At 62.9% G+C, this 17,195-nt stretch carries 24 protein-coding genes; 11 read left to right on the top strand and 13 right to left on the bottom strand.

The features are described 5' to 3' along the window. The first annotated feature begins 62 nt into the window (after positions 1–62). The 3 genes from ABID26_RS33295 to ABID26_RS33285 all read left to right on the top strand — a co-directional run bounded on the left by ABID26_RS33295 (position 63) and on the right by ABID26_RS33285 (position 1,473). Positions 63–500, top strand: a complete 438-nt coding sequence (locus tag ABID26_RS33295) for a YybH family protein (RefSeq protein WP_292302846.1) — start codon at positions 63–65, stop codon at positions 498–500. A 154-nt stretch (positions 501–654) separates the two neighbouring features. Further along, positions 655–837, top strand: coding sequence for a 50S ribosomal protein L32 (rpmF, locus tag ABID26_RS33290; protein ID WP_006203806.1), 183 nt, complete (start codon positions 655–657; stop codon positions 835–837). Positions 838–1,071: 234 nt separating this feature from the next. Continuing rightward, a complete protein-coding gene (locus ABID26_RS33285) occupies positions 1,072–1,473 on the top strand; it encodes a hypothetical protein (protein WP_292302845.1) in 402 nt (133 codons plus the stop codon). Positions 1,474–1,716: 243 nt separating this feature from the next. On the opposite strand, the gene ABID26_RS33280 is transcribed toward ABID26_RS33285, so the two are convergent. Then, entirely contained in the window at positions 1,717–2,235 is a 519-nt protein-coding gene (locus ABID26_RS33280) for a winged helix-turn-helix transcriptional regulator (protein ID WP_292302844.1), read from the bottom strand. Between the two features lie 94 nt (positions 2,236–2,329). On the opposite strand from ABID26_RS33280, the gene ABID26_RS33275 reads away from it, so the two are divergent. From ABID26_RS33275 to ABID26_RS33260, 4 genes are all read left to right on the top strand, one after another. Continuing rightward, positions 2,330–3,154 carry an alpha/beta fold hydrolase gene (locus tag ABID26_RS33275; RefSeq protein ID WP_292302843.1) on the top strand — a complete coding sequence of 275 codons (825 nt, stop codon included), beginning with the start codon at positions 2,330–2,332 and terminating at the stop codon, positions 3,152–3,154. Between the two features lie 84 nt (positions 3,155–3,238). Continuing rightward, positions 3,239–3,895: a glutathione S-transferase family protein gene (locus ABID26_RS33270; RefSeq protein WP_292302842.1), complete on the top strand. Its 657-nt coding sequence runs from the start codon at positions 3,239–3,241 to the stop codon at positions 3,893–3,895. A gap of 6 nt (positions 3,896–3,901) precedes the next feature. Continuing rightward, a complete protein-coding gene (locus ABID26_RS33265; protein WP_292302841.1) occupies positions 3,902–4,237 on the top strand; it encodes an ArsR/SmtB family transcription factor in 336 nt (111 codons plus the stop codon). 10 nt (positions 4,238–4,247) lie between these two features. After that, positions 4,248–4,712, top strand: coding sequence for an SRPBCC family protein (locus ABID26_RS33260; protein WP_292302840.1), 465 nt, complete (start codon positions 4,248–4,250; stop codon positions 4,710–4,712). A 107-nt stretch (positions 4,713–4,819) separates the two neighbouring features. On the opposite strand, the gene ABID26_RS33255 is transcribed toward ABID26_RS33260, so the two are convergent. The 5 genes from ABID26_RS33255 to ABID26_RS33235 all read right to left on the bottom strand — a co-directional run bounded on the left by ABID26_RS33255 (position 4,820) and on the right by ABID26_RS33235 (position 8,358). Beyond that, positions 4,820–5,116, bottom strand: coding sequence for a putative quinol monooxygenase (locus ABID26_RS33255; RefSeq protein ID WP_126097522.1), 297 nt, complete (start codon positions 5,114–5,116; stop codon positions 4,820–4,822). Between the two features lie 12 nt (positions 5,117–5,128). After that, a complete protein-coding gene (locus ABID26_RS33250) occupies positions 5,129–5,977 on the bottom strand; it encodes an AraC family transcriptional regulator (protein ID WP_292343939.1) in 849 nt (282 codons plus the stop codon). Positions 5,978–6,506: 529 nt separating this feature from the next. Next, positions 6,507–6,782, bottom strand: coding sequence for an ArsR/SmtB family transcription factor (locus ABID26_RS33245; protein ID WP_126097523.1), 276 nt, complete (start codon positions 6,780–6,782; stop codon positions 6,507–6,509). A gap of 31 nt (positions 6,783–6,813) precedes the next feature. Beyond that, positions 6,814–8,061 carry an MFS transporter gene (locus tag ABID26_RS33240; protein ID WP_126097524.1) on the bottom strand — a complete coding sequence of 416 codons (1,248 nt, stop codon included), beginning with the start codon at positions 8,059–8,061 and terminating at the stop codon, positions 6,814–6,816. Positions 8,062–8,163: 102 nt separating this feature from the next. Beyond that, positions 8,164–8,358, bottom strand: a complete 195-nt coding sequence (locus tag ABID26_RS33235; RefSeq protein ID WP_126097525.1) for a DUF1192 domain-containing protein — start codon at positions 8,356–8,358, stop codon at positions 8,164–8,166. 164 nt (positions 8,359–8,522) lie between these two features. On the opposite strand from ABID26_RS33235, the gene ABID26_RS33230 reads away from it, so the two are divergent. The 3 genes from ABID26_RS33230 (at position 8,523) to ABID26_RS33220 (ending at position 10,954) form a co-directional block, all read left to right on the top strand. Further along, positions 8,523–9,533: an NAD(P)H-quinone oxidoreductase gene (locus ABID26_RS33230; RefSeq protein ID WP_292302838.1), complete on the top strand. Its 1,011-nt coding sequence runs from the start codon at positions 8,523–8,525 to the stop codon at positions 9,531–9,533. A 323-nt stretch (positions 9,534–9,856) separates the two neighbouring features. Beyond that, positions 9,857–9,997: a DUF1127 domain-containing protein gene (locus ABID26_RS33225; RefSeq protein ID WP_292302837.1), complete on the top strand. Its 141-nt coding sequence runs from the start codon at positions 9,857–9,859 to the stop codon at positions 9,995–9,997. Between the two features lie 255 nt (positions 9,998–10,252). Further along, positions 10,253–10,954, top strand: a complete 702-nt coding sequence (locus ABID26_RS33220) for a DUF1013 domain-containing protein (RefSeq protein WP_126097528.1) — start codon at positions 10,253–10,255, stop codon at positions 10,952–10,954. A gap of 67 nt (positions 10,955–11,021) precedes the next feature. On the opposite strand, the gene ABID26_RS33215 is transcribed toward ABID26_RS33220, so the two are convergent. The 3 genes from ABID26_RS33215 to ABID26_RS33205 all read right to left on the bottom strand — a co-directional run bounded on the left by ABID26_RS33215 (position 11,022) and on the right by ABID26_RS33205 (position 12,542). After that, on the bottom strand, positions 11,022–11,741 hold the full coding sequence (locus ABID26_RS33215) for a helix-turn-helix transcriptional regulator (RefSeq protein ID WP_059189944.1): 720 nt from the start codon (positions 11,739–11,741) through the stop codon (positions 11,022–11,024). 18 nt (positions 11,742–11,759) lie between these two features. Then, on the bottom strand, positions 11,760–12,170 hold the full coding sequence (locus tag ABID26_RS33210; protein ID WP_292302836.1) for a hypothetical protein: 411 nt from the start codon (positions 12,168–12,170) through the stop codon (positions 11,760–11,762). 207 nt (positions 12,171–12,377) lie between these two features. Then, positions 12,378–12,542: a hypothetical protein gene (locus ABID26_RS33205; RefSeq protein ID WP_126097530.1), complete on the bottom strand. Its 165-nt coding sequence runs from the start codon at positions 12,540–12,542 to the stop codon at positions 12,378–12,380. Between the two features lie 202 nt (positions 12,543–12,744). On the opposite strand from ABID26_RS33205, the gene ABID26_RS33200 reads away from it, so the two are divergent. After that, positions 12,745–12,906, top strand: a complete 162-nt coding sequence (locus ABID26_RS33200; protein WP_292302835.1) for a hypothetical protein — start codon at positions 12,745–12,747, stop codon at positions 12,904–12,906. A gap of 5 nt (positions 12,907–12,911) precedes the next feature. On the opposite strand, the gene ABID26_RS33195 is transcribed toward ABID26_RS33200, so the two are convergent. The 4 genes from ABID26_RS33195 to ABID26_RS33180 all read right to left on the bottom strand — a co-directional run bounded on the left by ABID26_RS33195 (position 12,912) and on the right by ABID26_RS33180 (position 17,144). After that, the gene (locus tag ABID26_RS33195; protein WP_292302834.1) at positions 12,912–13,646 is read right to left on the bottom strand and encodes an SGNH/GDSL hydrolase family protein; all 735 of its coding nucleotides are present in this window, start codon (positions 13,644–13,646) and stop codon (positions 12,912–12,914) included. Positions 13,647–13,809: 163 nt separating this feature from the next. After that, on the bottom strand, positions 13,810–14,550 hold the full coding sequence (locus tag ABID26_RS33190) for a DUF899 domain-containing protein (RefSeq protein ID WP_292302833.1): 741 nt from the start codon (positions 14,548–14,550) through the stop codon (positions 13,810–13,812). Between the two features lie 158 nt (positions 14,551–14,708). After that, positions 14,709–15,734: a class I fructose-bisphosphate aldolase gene (locus ABID26_RS33185; protein WP_292372897.1), complete on the bottom strand. Its 1,026-nt coding sequence runs from the start codon at positions 15,732–15,734 to the stop codon at positions 14,709–14,711. Between the two features lie 213 nt (positions 15,735–15,947). Next, positions 15,948–17,144 (bottom strand): phosphoglycerate kinase, encoded by a 1,197-nt coding sequence (locus tag ABID26_RS33180; protein ID WP_126097534.1) that lies wholly within the window; start codon positions 17,142–17,144, stop codon positions 15,948–15,950. Positions 17,145–17,195 lie beyond the last annotated feature (51 nt).

Raw genomic sequence — 17,195 nt, 5'->3', positions numbered from 1 at the left:
GCTGACGGGGTGGCATAACGAACCTCGCGTCAGCCTTATCCGCGATCAGAAGGAGCGGATCGATGAATACCGCCAACGATCTCGAGCAGGTCGTCGAGCAATACCACCGGGCGCTCGGCGCGTTCATGCAGGGAGACTACGAGCCCGCCAAGCAACTGTTCTCCGAACAAGACGATGTCACCCTCGGCAACCCCTTCGGGCCTTTCGCGCGCGGATTGACGCAAGTTGTTGAGACGATGAAGCGTGCAGCATCGAATTACCGGGATGGCGATGCTGTCGGCTGCGATACCATCTCGAAATATGTAACCCCCGGTCTCGCCTACATCGTCGAAGTAGAGCGGCTCGAATCCAAGGTGAGCGGCCGCAAGGATGTCTCCCCGGTGTATCTTCGGGCTACGAGCATCTTTCGCCACGAAGAAGGCGGCTGGAAGCTCATCCATCGGCACGCCGATCCGATAACCACCGTGCAGCCAGCGGACTCTGTCCTGCGGAAGAGTTAGGGCGAAGCGACGCCGGCGCAAAAAATTTCGCGAGCGGCGCTGGCCAAAACGGCGCAAGGCGTGTATAGGCACCCGACTTTCTCAGATTATGGCCTTGATGCGGCCCTTTTGCGAGGGTTGCCGGGGCATTTTGACCATGTAGTGGAGCATATCCATGGCCGTTCCAAAAAGAAAAACCTCTCCGTCGAAGCGCGGCATGCGCCGCTCGGCCGACGCCCTCAAGGCCCCGACCTATGTCGAGGACAAGAATTCCGGCGAAATGCGCCGCCCGCACCACATCGACCTGAAGACCGGCATGTATCGCGGCCGCCAGGTTCTGGAGCCGAAGGAAAGCTGAGCAGCTTCCACGGTTTGTGATCTTCAAAAGACCGGCCCCTGGCCGGTCTTTTTGTTTTTGGCGCATGGTTGATGGATTGCGGAGTGGATCGCGGAGGTTGCGGAAAAGCAAAGACAACCGGCTGACATCGTTATTTCATTAGGTCTCAGACCGTGTTCGTCGCAGGGCTCGAAAATTCTTGACGGCGCGCCTGCCGCGGATTTTACAAAAGGGTGCCTCATTGGAGTTGCCCAGATGTTCGGTGCCATCCCGCTGCTGATCGTGCCCTTCGTCCTCTACAATCTCGGACTGCTGGGATTGTTCGGCGGCGGCGACGATCCATGGATGACCGAGATGTTTTCCTTCCGCATGATGTCGGGCGGCGTGTTCTCGATGACGCTCGGCGGCCTGATGGTGCTGATCGGCCTGGTCTTCCTGTTCATCGAGATCTCAAAATCGGTGCGCACCACCAATGCATCGATCCTGGATCATCTTTTGTCGACGCTGGTCTTCGTCGCCTTCCTGGTCGAGTTCCTGCTGGTGAAGGGCGCGGCGCACTCGGTGTTTTTCACGCTGATGATCATTGCGCTGTTCGACGTGCTGGCCGGCTTCTCGGTGTCGATGCGATCGGCGAGCCGCGACATCAATTTGAACTAGGTCTTCCAATGTCGTCATTCCAGGGCGAAGCAGGAGCGAAGCTCCGTCGCGGAGACCCTGGAATCCATGCCGTGACCTTGGCCGAAGAGCGCAGCGGAGCAGAATTCTGCACCTTTGCAACGCTTGGAAGTCACGGAATGGATCTTATGGTCTGCGCCGCGTCGCTTCGCTCCGTGCTCCGCCAGAGGATGACGACGCGAGGGACGTTTCGGCCAATCTCCAAGGCCACCGAGACGAAAGCGGTCAATCCGCAGTAGCCTCAGCCTTTCGCGCGGCCACCGCCTCGTAGGCAGCGCGCAGTTGCTGGCGCACGGTCGGTGTGCCCGGCGGCGTCCTCACCGGCGCGCCGAGATGTTCGTGGCGAAGCTCGTCCATGAACTGCTCCCACAGCGGCGGGCCGCCGTTTTCGAGAAGCTCGGCGCGGATCGACAGTTCCTCGCTGACCGGAAGCCATACCCGCCCCCAGGCGCCGAGATGCGCCATGATCGGCACCAGCGTGATCGCCATCTCGGTCAGGCTGTAGATCGCTTTCTGCTTGTGGCTGGGATCGTCGGCCTTGGTCAGCAGGCCGAGTTCCATCAGCCGCCTTAGTCGGTCGGCCAGGATGTTGGAGGCTATGCCTTCCAGCGATCCATTGAGCAGTTCGCGGAAATGGCGCCGGCCGCCGAAGATCATGTCGCGCAGGATGATCAGGCTCCAGCGATCGCCGAAAACCTCGAGCGATAGATTGATCGGGCAGCCGGAGCGGTGCTCGGTGTTCATGACAGTCTCCCAAAACCGGTTGCATTATTATATCGGTTTCATTATCGTGCAACTGATTGCAAAATGCAATCGGATTGAGAGAAGGAAGAGCATGATGTCCGCTTTGCCACGTCCTGAAATCGTCTCGGAGAGTTTCGGCAATCCGGCCGATCCGGCGATCCTTTTGATCATGGGCGCCATGGCCTCAATGCTCTGGTGGCCGAAAGCCTTCTGCCGGCAGCTCGCCGAGCGCGGCCGTTTCGTCATCCGCTACGACAATCGCGATACGGGTCTCTCGACCAAATACACACCGGGCGAGCCGCCCTATGCGTTCGAGGACATGGTCGACGATGCCATCCGCGTGCTCGACGATCACGACATCCGCAAGGCGCATGTCGTCGGTATGTCGATGGGCGGCATGATCGCGCAGATCGTGGCGCTGAAATATCCGATGCGCGTCGGCGCGCTCACCGTGATCTCCAGCTCGCCGCTCGGCATCGACACGTCCGGTTTGCCGGGGACGAGCCAGGCCTACAAGGAGCATTCCGCCGAAGGCGCCGATGTCGACTGGTCGAATCGGGATCAGGTGCTCGACTTCATGGTCAAGGACGCTCGCGCCATTGCCAGCTCCCTGCATCCATTCGACGAGGGGCGGACGCGCGCGGCGATCGAGGAGGATTACGACCGTTCCGGCGGTCTCGGCAGCGCCTCCAACCATTTCCTGCTCAAAGGCGGCGGGCCGGAGCGGCGGATAAAGGACCTGACGGTGCCGCTGCTCGTCATCCACGGCACCGCCGATCCGATCTTCCCCATCGAGCATGGCGAGGCGCTCAGCAAGGCGGTTCCCGGCGCCCGGCTGGTGCGGATCCAAGGCGGCGGCCACGAACTGCACCGCAACGACTGGCCGCAAATCATCGAAGCCATCGCGACGCATCGCTAGTCGAATGGGCCGGCCTTGACTCCGGCGGTCTACAAAAATAGTTAAGTTGTCACTTCAGTATTGTATCCGACGACAGGAGAAAAAATGTCCCTGACGCTGCATTTCCATCCGCTCGCTTCCTTCTGCTGGAAGCCGCTGATCGCGTTCTACGAGAACGGCACGCCCTTCAGGCCGGTGATCGTCGATCTCGGCGATGAGCAGTCGCGCGCGGCATTCCTGAAGGTTTCGCCGACCGGCAAGATGCCGGCCCTGCGCGACGACGCCAGGGACCGCACGGTGCTGGAATCGACCATCGTCATCGAATATCTCGCCGCCTATTACCCCGGGCCGGTCGAGCTCGTCCCCGCCGACATCGACCTCGCCATCAAGGTCCGCCAAGCCGACCGCTTCTACGACTTCTACATGCAGGAGCCGATGCAGAAGATCGTCGGCGACCGGCTGCGTCCAAAGGACAAGACCGATCCGTTCGGGGTCGAGCAGGCGCGCGCGCAGTTGCGCAATTCCTACGCCATCATCGAACAGGAGATGAGAGCGAGGACCTGGGCGGTCGGCGAGACCTTCACCATGGCCGACTGCGCGGCCTCGCCGGCGCTGTTCTACGCCAACAAGGTCGAGCCGTTCGGCGACGAGTTCCCCGCCGTCAGGCGCTATCACGACCGGCTGCTCGAACGCCCATCCTTCGCCCGCGTGATCGAGGAAGCGGGACCTTACTTCAAGTTCTTTCCGTACAACAACGGCTAGCCGGCGATGCTGCACGATCCCGCCCAGCTCGACCTGATGTTCCAGGCGCTCGCGGATCCGGCGCGGCGCCAGATGGTGGAACGGCTGTCGCGCGGGCCGGCCTCGGTCAGCCAGCTGGCCGAACCGCTGGCGATGTCGCTGTCGGCCGTCGTCCAGCATCTCAACGTCCTCGAGGCGAGCGGCCTGGTGAGCACCGAGAAGCTTGGCCGGGTGCGCACCTGCCGGATCGAACCGAAGGCGTTGAGCGCCGCCGAGCGCTGGATCAACGAGCGGCGGCTCGCCTGGGAGCGTAGGCTCGATCGGCTCGGCGATTTTCTCACTGAAACCAAAGACGAAACCTGAAGGGGCCCGCATGACCGAACGATCCGTCGTCCATTCCACCTTCGTCATCGAGCGCGTCTATCCGGCGGCGCCCGAAAAGGTCTATTTCGCGCTAAGCGATCCGGCGGCCAAGAAGCGCTGGTTCGTCGATCCCGACAATCCTATGCCGAGCCGGCATGAAATGGACTTTCGTATTGGCGGCAAGGAGATGAATGCCGGTTGCCCGAGCGATGGGCAGATGCATTTCTTCAATGCGGTCTATCAGGACATCGTGCCCAACCAGCGCATCGTCTACAGCTATGAGCTGTTGTTCGGCGAAACCCGCGTCTCGGTGTCGCTCGCGACGATCGAGCTCATCGCGGAGGGTAAGGGTACGCGACTGATCCTGACGGAGCAGGGGGCTTTCTTCGACGGCATCGACTCACCGGCCACCCGCGAGCACGGCACCGGCGAACTGCTCGACGCGCTCGGGGCGGCACTGGAACTGGCGACATGAAGCAGTAGAGCGTTTCACCATTTCACGGAAACGGCGAGCCGCCCTCTACCTGTCAAATGCTTCGCGTATCGTCGCTGCATGGGGAAAGCCGGTCCAGCTAAGCAGTCCTACTCCGCCGCGGCGACCAAATCACAGAAAACGAGCCGCGGCGGCGCACTCAGCAGCGTCTCGAAACGCTCCAACGCCTCCTTCACCGGCTGAGATGCGAGGTGCGCGTCACACGCCCCCGCGTCTCGATAGAGCTCGTAGACGACAAAGGCATTGGGATCCTCCTTCCGCCGATGCACGGCATAGCGCACATTCCCATCTTCGCCGCTTGCGATATCCACTAGCTTGCGCAGAATCCCTTCGACTTCGCCGGCACAGGCCGGACGGGCACTCAATTCCGCCAGCAAAAGATGCATGATGACAATCTCCTAGAGGTGTGAAGGAGCCATCACCATCGCTCCAGCCCAGCGGGAAGTATTGTAAAAATGCGTCCTGGCGCGAGCCTCTCTGAGGTAGCGCTGCGGAGACTCCGCAACCAGCTCGCGGAAGTGGCGGATAAAGTGAGCCTGATCATAATAGCCGTATGCCAGCGCCGTGTCTGTGGTCCTTGCGCTATCATTCAGCATCAGGGCGCGAACCGTCTTCTGGAAGCGTCCCAGACTACGAATCTCGACTGGTGTCTGCCCGGCAATGCTAGCGAAACGGCGTTCCAACTGACGACGCCCGAGTCCGATGCAGTCCGTCAATCGGTCGATCGCAAGGTTGGCAGGATCGCCATACAGCATGCCCATTGCGCGTTCGAAGACGAAGTCCGGCGCCGCTCGGGACAGGCGTTCTGCAAGGAAGCGCTGGATCAGCCGGAGCCGGGTGGACAGCGCCTCCGCGCCGGCTACACGCCAGGCCAACTCTTGGCCCGCCGCACCCCACAGGTCCTCCGCGGAAGGCGCACGATCCATCATGTCCCTGCCCGGCATGTCGACAAATCGATGTATCATGCCGGCCCGGAAGCGCACAGCGACGAAACCAACGTCGTCTGATGGCAACAATGCCAACGGCCGGCGGCGAATGTAGAACAAGTGGGCGACGGAACAGGTTTCCGGCGCGCCATCACTCACCGATCGCCTGAACGGCGTACGGTAGTGGAAATACAGTTCCGCCCCGGTTCCGGGAAGCAGCACAGGCAAGTCGACCCGCTCGCCGCCGACACTTTCCCATCCCCAAATCCTGTCGACATAGGGAGCCAGACCATCGATCGGAAGGAATTGAAAGGCGCGCATCTTTCCAGACATCTATGCCGGATGGTTTTCGTCGATGCGGGAGTACGCAGGGGCATTGCCACCGGACATGGCCGCCTGCTCTTGCGGCATGTAGATCGCTTGGACCAGCGATACGATTTGCATTAGCTCCTCGCAGCCTGTCCGCAATTCTCCATCGGGAAATTCGATCCTCAAAGACGCACGATTCCGATCTTGCGCGAATGCGCGTTCGCGGTTCTCGGATGGTGCCGACGTGGCAGTGAGCAACCCCGCCTGAAGCGCTCTCAAGCTATGGGTCGCCACCGGTTTCATCGAGAGAGCCGCGCCTGTTCGACACCAGTGTCAGTCGGGTCGTCCCCCGTCAGCTTCGCCGAAAGGCGCCATAGTTTCAAAGCACTGCCCATCTCTCTCGGCACGGCGCAACGAAAAACCGGACGTGACGTTTTTACGGAACGCTCGGAAACCTTAGCATGGCGGAATCGACTTTGATGCATGTCGTTGTGTCAGAACCGCTGCACACTTCTGAGCGACATGCATTCACGGCCAAAGACTATTCCCCCGGCGCTGTTTCCCAGAACTGGTCGAGCCAGATGTTGAGCCTGAGGAAACCGGCGGCGCTGACGGCATAGACCCGTCTGGTGCCCTCCGCCTTGGCGTTGACCAGGCCGGCGTCGAGCAGGACTTTCAGGTGCTGCGAAACGGCCGGGCGTGAAACGGGCAACCCGGCGGCCAATTCGTTCACCGTCTTGGGGCCACGCCGGAGCTCCTCCAACAGATAGCGCCGGTTGGGATCGGCTATCGCCACGAAGGCGTCGGAAAACATCATGCCTTATTTGTGAGGCAAAGTTTTCCAAATCTCAACTATCGGCTTCAACCTTTGTGCGCGGATCGAGCCGCAGGGCTTCGGGCGTGACGGCGCGGTCGGCCGGCTGCGTCTTGAAGGCATCGCGGTTTTCGATCGGAACCGGCGCACGGGCGCGGATGCGCAGCAGCGTGTAGCCGGCCAGGCTAAGATGCGCGAGCGCGGTTGCGAGGAAGAGCCCTTCCGGCCGCAGCCAGCCCATCAGGGCGGCGGCCAGCAGCGGCCCGATCATGGTGCCGAAGCCGTAAAGCAGAAGCAGGCCGCCCGACACTTTTACGAAATCCTCCGCCCGCGCGTGATCGTTGGCATGCGCGACGGCGATCGAATAGAGCGTGTAGGCGAAGGCGCCGTAGGCGGCGGTCAGCACGATGACGAAGACGCCCGCATGCGGCTCGATCAGGAAGATCAGCACCGCGACCAGCGCCGCGCCGAAGGCGGCGCCGGCGAGCACGAAGCGGCGGTCGGTGGTGTCGGAAAGCCGCCCCGCGGGAAGCTGCATGGCCGCGCCGGCGACGACCACAAGGCTCATCATCAGCGCGATCTCGGCGGTGGAGATGCCGATACGGGCGCCATAGACGGCGCCGAGCGTGCCCCAGGCGCCATTGGCGATGCCGATCAGCAGGCAGGCCACCGCCGACACCGGAGAATTGGCATAAAGGCCTTTGACGTCGAGCTTGACGTCCTGCAGCGGCTTGGGATGCGACTGCGTCGAGACGGCGGTCGGAATGAGCGACAGGCAGAACAGGATGCCGGTGATCATGAACAGCGAGGCCGATCTTACGTCGCCGCCGGCGACGATCATCTGGCCGCCCATGATGGAAGCGTAGGTGACCATCATATAGAGGCCGAAGACGGTGCCGCGGTTCTCGTTGGTGGCCTTCTCGTTCAGCCAGCTTTCGATGACCATGAAGGCGCCGGCCATGGTGAAGCCGGTGAAGGCGCGCAGCAGGATCCAGAAATACTCGTCGATGATGAGGCCGGTGAGCAGCGCGATGATCGCCCCCGAGGCGGCGAAGGCGCCGAAGGCCCTGACATGGCCGGCCCGGCGCACCAGCCGCGGCGCGAAGAAGCAGCCGGTGACGAAGCCGCCGGCCCAGGCCGTGCCCATCAGGCCGAGCGAGGCGGTCGAGAACCCTTCAACCTGGCCGCGCAGCGGCAAAAGCAAGCCGTGCAGGCCCGACGCCGCCAGCAGGAACGCAGTGCCGCGCAGCAGCGAGAGGATCGGTCGGTAGGTTGCGAACATGGGCTGATCCGGCTGGAAATTTCAGAGCGCAGCTCTGCTTCAGAGTACAGGTCTGGCAGTCGCTTTCAGGCTTTTCCGGGGCGGGCGGACACGCCGGCCGGATTATCCGCGGCGAAACAGCGCCTCGGCAGCGGATTTGGTGGAGCCTTTGGCCGTCCGTTCGGCTTCCAGCCTGGCAATCTCTTCGCGCAGCAGGGCAATGCGCTCGGACAATTCGTCGACGGACAGCAGCGAGAGATCCTGGCCGATCTCATGCGGGCGCGGCTTCTTCCTGGGTTCGTCGTCGAAGATCGCCATCGTCGCTCCTCCCTCATTGGCCATTTGCCTGGTTTGGCAATCAGCATACATAGGGCAGGGGCGCCGATGCAAATAACCGGCCAAGGTAGTTTTTGTGTCGCGCTTCGCGCTTCTCCGAAAATCGATTCTGATTTTCGGATGCCGGCACAAGGAGATGGGAAGCCATGGCAAGCGGGCAGAAGATTCCGGCAAAGATGACGGCTGTCGCGATCTCGCAGCCGGGCGGCCCCAGGGTGCTGAAGCCGGAGACGCGCGACGTGCCCGCGCCTGGTCCCGGCGAAATCCTCATCCGCGTGCACGCCGCCGGCGTCAACCGGCCGGACGTGCAGCAGCGCAAGGGCGCCTACCCGCCGCCGCCGGGCGCCTCGGACCTGCCCGGCCTCGAGGCGGCCGGCGAAGTCGCTGCGCTCGGCGACGAGATATCGCGCTGGCGCATCGGCGACCGGGTTTGCGCGCTGACGCCGGGCGGCGGCTATGCCGAATATGTCAAGGTCCATGCCGGCAGCGTGCTGCCGATCCCGGCCGGTTTCACCTATTCCGAGGCCGCCGCCGTGCCGGAGAACTATTTCACCGTCTGGCATAATGTGTTCGAGCGGGGCGGGCTGAAGAAAGGCGAAACCCTGCTCGTTCATGGCGGCTCATCCGGCATCGGCACTACCGCCATACAGCTGGCGTCGGCCTTCGGCGCCTATGTCGTCACCACCGCCGGCAGCAAGGAGAAGTGCGACGCCTGCCTGAAGCTCGGCGCCGACCGGGCGATCAATTATCGCGAGCAGGATTTTGTAGCCGAGGTCAAGGACGCGACCGGCGGCAAAGGCGCCCACGTCATCCTCGACATGGTGGGTGGCGACTACGTGGCGCGCAACTACGACGCAGCCGCCATCGAGGGCCGTATCGTACAGATCGCCGTGCAGGCCGGCGCTGTCGCCAGCGCCGACTTCGCAAAGCTCATGGTCAAGCGCCTTGTCCATACCGGCTCGACGCTTCGCCCGCGCACCGTCGAATTCAAGGCGGCCATCGCGACCGCTCTCGAGGCCCAGGTCTGGCCGCTGCTCGGCACCCGCAAGGTCGCTCCGGTCATGGACATGATCTTTCCGCTGACGGAAGCCTGGCGGGCGCATGAGCGGATGGAAGAGGGCGAGCATATCGGCAAGATCGTGCTCGACGTCGGCTGAGGTCCGTCGATATTCAGGTGATGCCGGCCTGCGAACGGTGACTTCCTGCGCTTCCGGCCTTCGCCGGCCGAAGCCCTCATAAGTGTTCCGCTCTATGAAGGCTACGGCCGGCGTAGGCCGGTTCTCGGAAGCCACCATTCTCGGCTCGGCCTGACCTGAATCTCAACAGACCTCAGGCATCGCCAGCGACAGGTTCAACAATGCTTAATGCTGCATTGCACAAAATGCATTGCCGCCATGCAAAAGCGTCCGTTCAATTTGTGGGCAAGGGTGCCTATTTACACGGCATCGAAACAATTGAACCCCACGAATGGAGGACTGACATGAACCCGATCCGCGCTTTCCGCAACTGGCGTATGTACAACGAAACCGTGCGTGAGTTGAACCGGCTCAACGCCCGTCAGCTGAACGATCTCGGCATCAACCGCGCCGACATCGAGAAGATCGCCCGCCAGGCTCTTTGATTTCAAGCGCGACCCGGCCGCAAGGCCGGCTGCGGCATCGAAGCCAGAGCCGTCGCAGACGCTTGCTCGTCTCCGGTTCCGAACCCGCTGGATCCTGTCCAGCGGGTTTTGTCTTTTTCGGGCCGCAGACCCTTCCCTCCCAAAAACATTGCGAAATCGTGACGGAGCGTTTATACAGGCCGCGAATTTCCCATTTTGGTGGCTCTAAAACCACCGCCCGCGCGGGAACGCGGGCGAACGAGAAGGATTTTTGATATGGCCAATACGCTGCTGATGCCCAAGGCGACCGCCGTCTGGCTGGTCGACAACACCGCGCTCTCCTTCGAGCAGATCGCGCAGTTCTGCGGGCTGCATCCGCTGGAGGTCAAGGCGATCGCCGACGGCGAGTCGGCGCAAGGCATCAAGGGCATGGACCCGATCATGACCGGCCAGCTCACCCGCGACGAGATCGCGCGCGGCGAGAAGGAGCCGAACCACCGGCTGAAGCTGTCCGACCCCAAGGTGCGGGTGCCGGAATCGAAGCGCAAGGGTCCGCGCTATACGCCGCTGTCGAAGCGCCAGGACCGGCCGAACGCCATCCTGTGGCTGGTGCGAAACCACCCCGAGCTCAAGGATGCCCAGATTGCCCGTCTCGTCGGCACCACCAAGTCGACGATCGAGCAGATCCGCGAGCGCAAGCACTGGAACTCGGCCAACCTGCAGCCGATGGACCCGGTGACGCTGGGTCTCACCTCGCAGATCGACCTCGACCTGGAAGTCAACCGCGCCTCGCGCGGCCGCGAGCAGGCACAGCCGGTTGCCGGCGACACACTGCTGCCGGCTGCGCTGACCGAGAGGCTGACGCCGGCGCCGGAGAAGCCGAAGGACGAAGATGCCGAGCTCGACGCCAACGCCGTCTTCGCCAAGCTTTCGGCGCTGAAGTCGAAAGACAAGAAAGACGACGAGGAAGAGGAATAAGGGTCTCTAAACCCGACAAAAAAGCCCGCTTCGAGCGGGCTTTTTTGTCGGCGGCGGCTGGGGAGGATCAGGTCCGCGCCGCGCGGTCGGGCGCCATGCCATAGTCCTCGCTGCGCTCCACGGCGCGATAGAAGTCGGCGAGCTGCTTGCCGCGCTCCGGCTTGTAGATGCGGCCGGCGATGACCACCGAGGCGATGCGATCGATGCGGAAGGCGCGAAAATCGTCGCGCATCTCGCACCAGGCGACCAGGGTCCAGACCTTGCCCCAGAACCAGAGGCCCAGGGGCCGGATGTCGCGCGCGGTGCCGCGGCCGGCCTCGTCCGAGTAGTCTATGGTCAGCACCTGGCGCTTCTCGATGGCGCGTTCGATCAGGTCGATCGCTTCGCGCGCGGCATCGCTCACCACCCACATCGGCGTGTGAATCTCGGTGCGGGCAATGCGGTCCTTTTCGGTATCGGGCAGCACGGCGCCGATCTTGACCAGCGCCTCGTCGGCGGCCCTCGCCATGGCGGCGCCGCCGAAGGCGCGCACCATGCGGGCGCCGGCAACCAGCGCCACGATCTCGTCACGCGTGAACATCAGCGGCGGAAGGTCGAAGCCCTCCCTCATCATGTAACCGACACCCGCCTCGCCGTCGATCGGCACGCCGGTCGACTGCAGGTCGGCTATGTCGCGGTAGATGGTCCGCTCGGAAACCTCGAGCCACGTGCCGAGCTTCTGCGCAGTGACCAATCGGCCCCCGCGCAGATGCTGCACTATCTGGAAAAGTCTGTCGGCGCGGCGCATCGATTTCTCCCAGGGGGTTTATGGCTTCAGCCCTTCGCGCTTGCGCTGCGCGGCGACGAATTGTGCACCGAAGGACAATCTGCCCGTCGTCGGCGTCTTCGCGTCGAGCACGCGCCAGAAGGGGGCGACATCGCTCAACGCCATGCCGCGCTCAAGATCTTCGTTGGCGGCCTCGGCGACAGTGCGCAAATGATAGCCGATGGTTAAAGGACATGTCACTTCGGCGCCGTGCTCGATGGCCAAAGCGGTGCGCAGCGTGCGCACATCCATCTCAACGCCTTCGGGGATCGAGCGGATGAAATCATCGACTTGCCGCGCCGTCGGCACCAGCATCGACTGGCCTTCGACGACGTCGCCGACAGTGCGTGGCGACGGCTTGATGCCGTTGATGCCGGGCGTGTTCAGCCTGTCGTTCCAGCTTTTCACCATGCGAAGGTCACTCTGATGGACGGACCGATATCGTTGCTGTCAGGTTCGAGGCTGCTCCAACTACCGCATGCCTCCTGACAACATACTGTCAGGAGGCTGCGTCCTATCCACCAGACAACAGCCATGTTTTTCCTGAAATCCGGCGTTTCAACCGACATTACATCTGGGCGCGACACAGTCACTATCCAAGTCGTGCGCCGAAAAATTTCAGTTCTTACGCACGCGGCCGTCATAAAGGTCCGGCCAACCGATGTCCTTGCGGATGTCCGCCGGCAAAGTGTTCAGGAAGCGCTGCGTGCGAATCTCATTCCGCACGGTGCGGATCTTGCCGACATAGTGCTGCACACTGCGCAGTAGCGTAAAACCGTTCATGACCAGGCTCCTCTTTTTCGATGGGAGCAGTATCTCACACCCCTCCTGACAGCAGTCTGTCAGGAGGTTGGCAGGCCGACGGAGCAGACGCCAGAAAGGTTGGCGAAGCACCGCGAAACCGCCTGTTTGTCAGGAGCGACGCGGCTGCCGGAAGCGCCAAGAACGGCTTTGACAGCCGCCGGCGATACTGGTCAAAGGCGGCATGACGAAACTGCTGACCCTTGTCATCATCGGCATCATGCTGATCCAGATCATCAAGCCGCTCGGCTGGCCGGGGTTGAAGCGCCGCAGCGATTTCTGGAAGCTGGCGCTGCTTGCGATGGCCGCGATCTCGCTGGCGGCCGTGTTAGGCCATTGGGCCTGAATACCTCAAATCGGGATGGGGACCTCGTCTCCCAGCACAAAATCCACCAGGTGCTCGGCCCAGGCGCGATAGCCCGCTTCCGAGGCATGAAAGCCATCGGAGGCAAAACCGGCTTGGGGATCGGTGATCGGCAGGCGCGCGGCCGGAACCGCGCCGCGCTCGTTGCAGAGGCGCTCGCCCATCCGGTTCATCGCGATAGCGCGGATTTCGAGGATCTTGCCGAGCAATGGCGGCATCGCCGGCGCGCGGGTGAATTCCAGCACCGGCGACCAGACCACACGCGCTTGCGGCCACTTGGCGCGCAGCGCATAGAGCAGACCGCCGAACTCCTTCTTGAAGCGCGGCACGGAATGAAAATTCTTGGTGTCGTTGGTGCCGATGGCAAGCACGATATGCGTCCACGGATCGGCCGACAGGTTGGGCAGGACGTAATCGCGGATCTGGCCGGATGTCGCCGAGTTGAAGCCGGCGGCGCGCCAACGCACGCTGCTGCCGGTGCGCTCGGCAATCAGGCCGGCTAGCTGCGCGGCGAGCCCGAGCTCCGATTGTTCGATGCCAACCGACGCGGCGGAGGAATCGCCCAGGACCAACAATGCGATTCCCGGGGCCGTGCCGGGTATCTCATGCAAGATCGGGCCTTGCGCCGGTAGCATGCGGCTGGTGCGGCGGCGCACGCCAAGGCCCTGCCAGACATAGATCGGAAAAGCGAGCCAGGTGACGAGGGCGAGCAGGCGCTGCATGCCAAATCCATTGAATAGTGGGAAGCGTTAGACCAGTTCATCGTTTCACGGAAACGCTGAACTGCTCTAACCATTTGTTTTTACGCAATTCCGGACGGAAAACCGTTACACTTTTCCTGGAATTGCTCTTAGCGCATGTTTCGACGGAGGTGAACGAGGCAGGTCACTCCCAGCAGTCCGGCCGATCCTTGGTCCTGTCCTGGTATTCGTCGTGCAGGCGCACCCAGTCCATCAGGCCATGATAGGGGCCGGTCTCGTTGCGCCCTCTCGGCGTCATGTCGAGATAGTGGTAGGCGCCGATCAGCGCGTCGCCGCCGCGGGCGCGCGACATAAAGGTGAGGAAGATGTCGCCGCATTCGTCGCGATAGAAGACGCTGGTGCCGGGCAGGTCCTTCGATCGCAGCGGGCGTTTCTCGAAATTATAGATCGTCTCGCCGGCCGCGATCTGCCTTTCGGTGAAGGAGACCTGCATGTCGAAGTTGAAGTCGGACGCGTAGGACGACACCCAGTCGAATTTCCAGCCCATACGCTGCTTGTAGGGCAGGAGCTCGGCCAGCGGCGCCCGCGAGATGACGACCAGCGAGACGTCGTGGTGCTTGAGATGCTGATCGGCGGCATCGATATGGTCGGCCAGGAACGAGCAGCCTTCGCAGCGGTGGTCGGAGCCCGGCGTCATCATGAAATGGTAGACGATCAGCTGGCTCTTGCCGGCGAACAGCTCGGCGAGACGCTTCGGTCCCTGTTCGCTTTCGAAGACATAATCCTTGCGGAGCTTGAGCCAGGGCAGCTGCCGCCGCTCGGCGGCGATGCAATCGCGCAACCGCGTCAGCTCCTTCTCGCGCTCGAGGTGTTTTCTATGCGCCTCGAACCAGTCCTCCCGCGAAACCACGGTGTTGCGATGCATGACCATCTCCTGTCCTCTCCTGCCAAGGACGTTCGACATGGGCGCGACCCGACATGGCCTGCGCGCTTTCGGCAGCTTCAAAAGTGGGGATGGCGGTCGCGAAAAACAAAACCCGGGCCAATGGTCCGGGTTTTCGGTGCATTGAGAAAAGCGAGGTGTCAGGCGGCCTTTTCGAGGGCCGGCCGCCATTTGCCCAGCGCCGCCAGATGGTTCATGTGGGCGCGGTGGATGAAGGCCGCCTGGCCGGCGGCGACGTTCGAGGCCTTGCCGCTCCAGGCCTTCTGCGCGGCGGCCTGCAAGGCGCGGCCATAGGAGAAGGAGAGCTTCCACGGATGCGGGCCGATCACGTTGATGGCATTGAGATTGGCCGTCGCCTCCTCGTCGTCCTGGCCGCCGGAAAGGAAGGCAATGCCTTGCACCGCCACGGGCACGGTTTCGCGGAACAGTTTGATCGTCTTCTCTGCGACTTCCTCGGGATTGTCCTTCTTGCCCGATTTCTTGCCGGAGATGACCATGTTGGGCTTGAGGATGGTGCCTTCCAGCACGACGCGCGCCGCATAGAGCTCGCCATAGAGCTTCAGCAGCGTCGCCTTGCTCACCTCATAGCAGGTATCGATCGAGTGGGCGCCGTCCATCAGCACTTCCGGCTCGACGATCGGCACGATGCCGGCCTCCTGGCAAAGCGCGGCGTAGCGGGCAAGCGCGTGCGCGTTGGAGCCGATCGAGGTCGCCGAAGGCACCTCCTTTGCGATGTCGATGTCGATCACCGCGCGCCATTTGGCGAAGCGGGCGCCGAGCTTGTAATACTCCGCCAGCCGCTCGCGCAGGCCGTCGAGACCCTCGGTGATGGTGTCGCCGGGAAAGCCGGCGAGAGGCTTGGCGCCGAGGTCGACCTTGATGCCCGGAATCGCGCCGGAGGCTTTGATGATGTCGATCAGCGGCGTGCCGTCGGCGGCCTTCTGACGAATCGTCTCGTCATAGAGGATGACGCCGGAAATGTACTTGGTCATCGCCTCCTTGGCGCGAAACATCATCTCGCGATAGTCGCGCCGGCTGTCGGCGGTCGATTCGACGCCGATGACGTCGAAGCGCTTCTTGATGGTGCCGGAGCTCTCATCGGCGGCCAAAAGGCCCTTGCCATCGGCCACGATCGCGGCGGCTATGTCTTCGAGGCGTTCGCTCATGGTGCTCTCCTTGACGGTTTCATTCCGCGCCTGGGGCGGTCAGCCCGCTGACCGCTTCAGGCCTGCGTTTTCCCGCAATTCCGGACGGAAAACCGCTGCGCACTTTTCCTGGAATTGCTTCAGCAGAACACTACCGCCAAAGGAATGACGCCGGAAAGCGTGAATCGATTGAAAGTCTTCGAGCTGCGAACGTTCTCGCCGAATGTTGATAGGCTATTGCTTCAGCACCTCGACGCCGGGCAGCGGCTTGCCTTCCATCCATTCCAGGAAAGCGCCGCCGGCGGTCGAGACATAGGTGAAGTCGTCGGCGACGCCGGCATGGTTGAGCGCTGCCACCGTGTCGCCGCCACCGGCGACCGAGACAAGCTTGCCTTCCCTGGTGCGAGCCGCAGCGTGCTTGGCCGCAGCCACCGTCGCGTGATCGAAAGGCTCGATCTCGAAGGCGCCGAGCGGGCCGTTCCACACCAGGGTCGCGGCACGGTCGATCCAGTCGGTGACGCTTTTCACGGTCTTTGCGCCGACATCCAGGATCATGCCGTCGGCCGGCACGTCCGCAATGGCGACGGTTTCGCTCGCGGCACCGGCCTTGAATTCCTTCGCCACGACGCCGTCGGCGGGCAGGATGATGGCGCAGCCGGCTTCCGCCGCCTCGATCATGATCTGCTTGGCGGTGCCGGCCAGGTCATGCTCGCAGAGCGATTTGCCGACATCGGTGCCGCGCGCGGCCAGGAAGGTGTTGGCCATGCCGCCGCCGATGACCAGCGCATCGACCTTCTTCACCAGGTTCATCAGAAGGTCGATCTTGGTCGAGACCTTGGCGCCGCCGACGATGGCCACCACGGGCCGCACCGGATTGCCGAGACCCTTTTCCAGCGCTTCGAGCTCGGCCTGCATGGTGCGGCCGGCATAGGCCGGCAGCCGGTGCGCCAGGCCCTCGGTCGACGCGTGCGCGCGATGCGCAGCGGAAAAAGCGTCGTTGACGTAGATGTCGCCATTGGCGGCGAGATTTTCGGTGAAGGCCGGCTCGTTCTTCTCTTCGGCCTTGTGGAAGCGGGTGTTTTCCAAAAGCAGGACGTCGCCGTCCTTCATGGCGGCGACCGCTTCCGCCGCCTTGTCGCCGATGCAGTCGGCGGCGAAGCGGACCGGGCGGCCAAGCACTTGCGCCGTCGCGCGGGCGATCGGCTCCAGCGAGAATTCCGCCGAGGGGCCGTCCTTGGGACGGCCGAAATGCGCGAGCAGGATCACCTTGGCGCCCTTGCCGGAGAGCTCGGAAATGGTCGGCGCGATGCGCTCGATGCGCGTGGCATCGGTCACCTTGCCGTCCGCTACCGGCACATTGAGGTCGACGCGCACCAGAACGCGCTTGCCGCTGACGGCGCCGATATCGTCGAGTGTCTTGAAGCCGGCCATGGTCGTTCCTTTCCGCGAAAACGCGGGGACCTTACCCGGCACCGGCGACGA

Origin of the sequence: Mesorhizobium shonense, assembly GCF_040545255.1 — a bacterium.
GTDB lineage: Bacteria > Pseudomonadota > Alphaproteobacteria > Rhizobiales > Rhizobiaceae > Mesorhizobium > Mesorhizobium shonense.
Note: the sequence above shows the minus strand (reverse complement) of the source record. Positions and strands in the feature narration are given on the sequence as shown.

Excerpts from the sequence above, each read along its gene's own strand:
- ABID26_RS33295 (WP_292302846.1), top strand. The coding sequence starts at position 63 with ATGAATACCGCCAACGATCTCGAGCAGGTCGTCGAGCAATACCACCGG.
- rpmF (WP_006203806.1), top strand. The coding sequence starts at position 655 with ATGGCCGTTCCAAAAAGAAAAACCTCTCCGTCGAAGCGCGGCATGCGC.
- ABID26_RS33285 (WP_292302845.1), top strand. The coding sequence starts at position 1,072 with ATGTTCGGTGCCATCCCGCTGCTGATCGTGCCCTTCGTCCTCTACAAT.
- ABID26_RS33280 (WP_292302844.1), bottom strand. The coding sequence starts at position 2,235 with ATGAACACCGAGCACCGCTCCGGCTGCCCGATCAATCTATCGCTCGAG.
- ABID26_RS33275 (WP_292302843.1), top strand. The coding sequence starts at position 2,330 with ATGTCCGCTTTGCCACGTCCTGAAATCGTCTCGGAGAGTTTCGGCAAT.
- ABID26_RS33270 (WP_292302842.1), top strand. The coding sequence starts at position 3,239 with ATGTCCCTGACGCTGCATTTCCATCCGCTCGCTTCCTTCTGCTGGAAG.
- ABID26_RS33265 (WP_292302841.1), top strand. The coding sequence starts at position 3,902 with ATGCTGCACGATCCCGCCCAGCTCGACCTGATGTTCCAGGCGCTCGCG.
- ABID26_RS33260 (WP_292302840.1), top strand. The coding sequence starts at position 4,248 with ATGACCGAACGATCCGTCGTCCATTCCACCTTCGTCATCGAGCGCGTC.
- ABID26_RS33255 (WP_126097522.1), bottom strand. The coding sequence starts at position 5,116 with ATGCATCTTTTGCTGGCGGAATTGAGTGCCCGTCCGGCCTGTGCCGGC.
- ABID26_RS33250 (WP_292343939.1), bottom strand. The coding sequence starts at position 5,977 with ATGCGCGCCTTTCAATTCCTTCCGATCGATGGTCTGGCTCCCTATGTC.
- ABID26_RS33245 (WP_126097523.1), bottom strand. The coding sequence starts at position 6,782 with ATGATGTTTTCCGACGCCTTCGTGGCGATAGCCGATCCCAACCGGCGC.
- ABID26_RS33240 (WP_126097524.1), bottom strand. The coding sequence starts at position 8,061 with ATGTTCGCAACCTACCGACCGATCCTCTCGCTGCTGCGCGGCACTGCG.
- ABID26_RS33235 (WP_126097525.1), bottom strand. The coding sequence starts at position 8,358 with ATGGCGATCTTCGACGACGAACCCAGGAAGAAGCCGCGCCCGCATGAG.
- ABID26_RS33230 (WP_292302838.1), top strand. The coding sequence starts at position 8,523 with ATGGCAAGCGGGCAGAAGATTCCGGCAAAGATGACGGCTGTCGCGATC.
- ABID26_RS33225 (WP_292302837.1), top strand. The coding sequence starts at position 9,857 with ATGAACCCGATCCGCGCTTTCCGCAACTGGCGTATGTACAACGAAACC.
- ABID26_RS33220 (WP_126097528.1), top strand. The coding sequence starts at position 10,253 with ATGGCCAATACGCTGCTGATGCCCAAGGCGACCGCCGTCTGGCTGGTC.
- ABID26_RS33215 (WP_059189944.1), bottom strand. The coding sequence starts at position 11,741 with ATGCGCCGCGCCGACAGACTTTTCCAGATAGTGCAGCATCTGCGCGGG.
- ABID26_RS33210 (WP_292302836.1), bottom strand. The coding sequence starts at position 12,170 with ATGGTGAAAAGCTGGAACGACAGGCTGAACACGCCCGGCATCAACGGC.
- ABID26_RS33205 (WP_126097530.1), bottom strand. The coding sequence starts at position 12,542 with ATGAACGGTTTTACGCTACTGCGCAGTGTGCAGCACTATGTCGGCAAG.
- ABID26_RS33200 (WP_292302835.1), top strand. The coding sequence starts at position 12,745 with ATGACGAAACTGCTGACCCTTGTCATCATCGGCATCATGCTGATCCAG.
- ABID26_RS33195 (WP_292302834.1), bottom strand. The coding sequence starts at position 13,646 with ATGCAGCGCCTGCTCGCCCTCGTCACCTGGCTCGCTTTTCCGATCTAT.
- ABID26_RS33190 (WP_292302833.1), bottom strand. The coding sequence starts at position 14,550 with ATGCATCGCAACACCGTGGTTTCGCGGGAGGACTGGTTCGAGGCGCAT.
- ABID26_RS33185 (WP_292372897.1), bottom strand. The coding sequence starts at position 15,734 with ATGAGCGAACGCCTCGAAGACATAGCCGCCGCGATCGTGGCCGATGGC.
- ABID26_RS33180 (WP_126097534.1), bottom strand. The coding sequence starts at position 17,144 with ATGGCCGGCTTCAAGACACTCGACGATATCGGCGCCGTCAGCGGCAAG.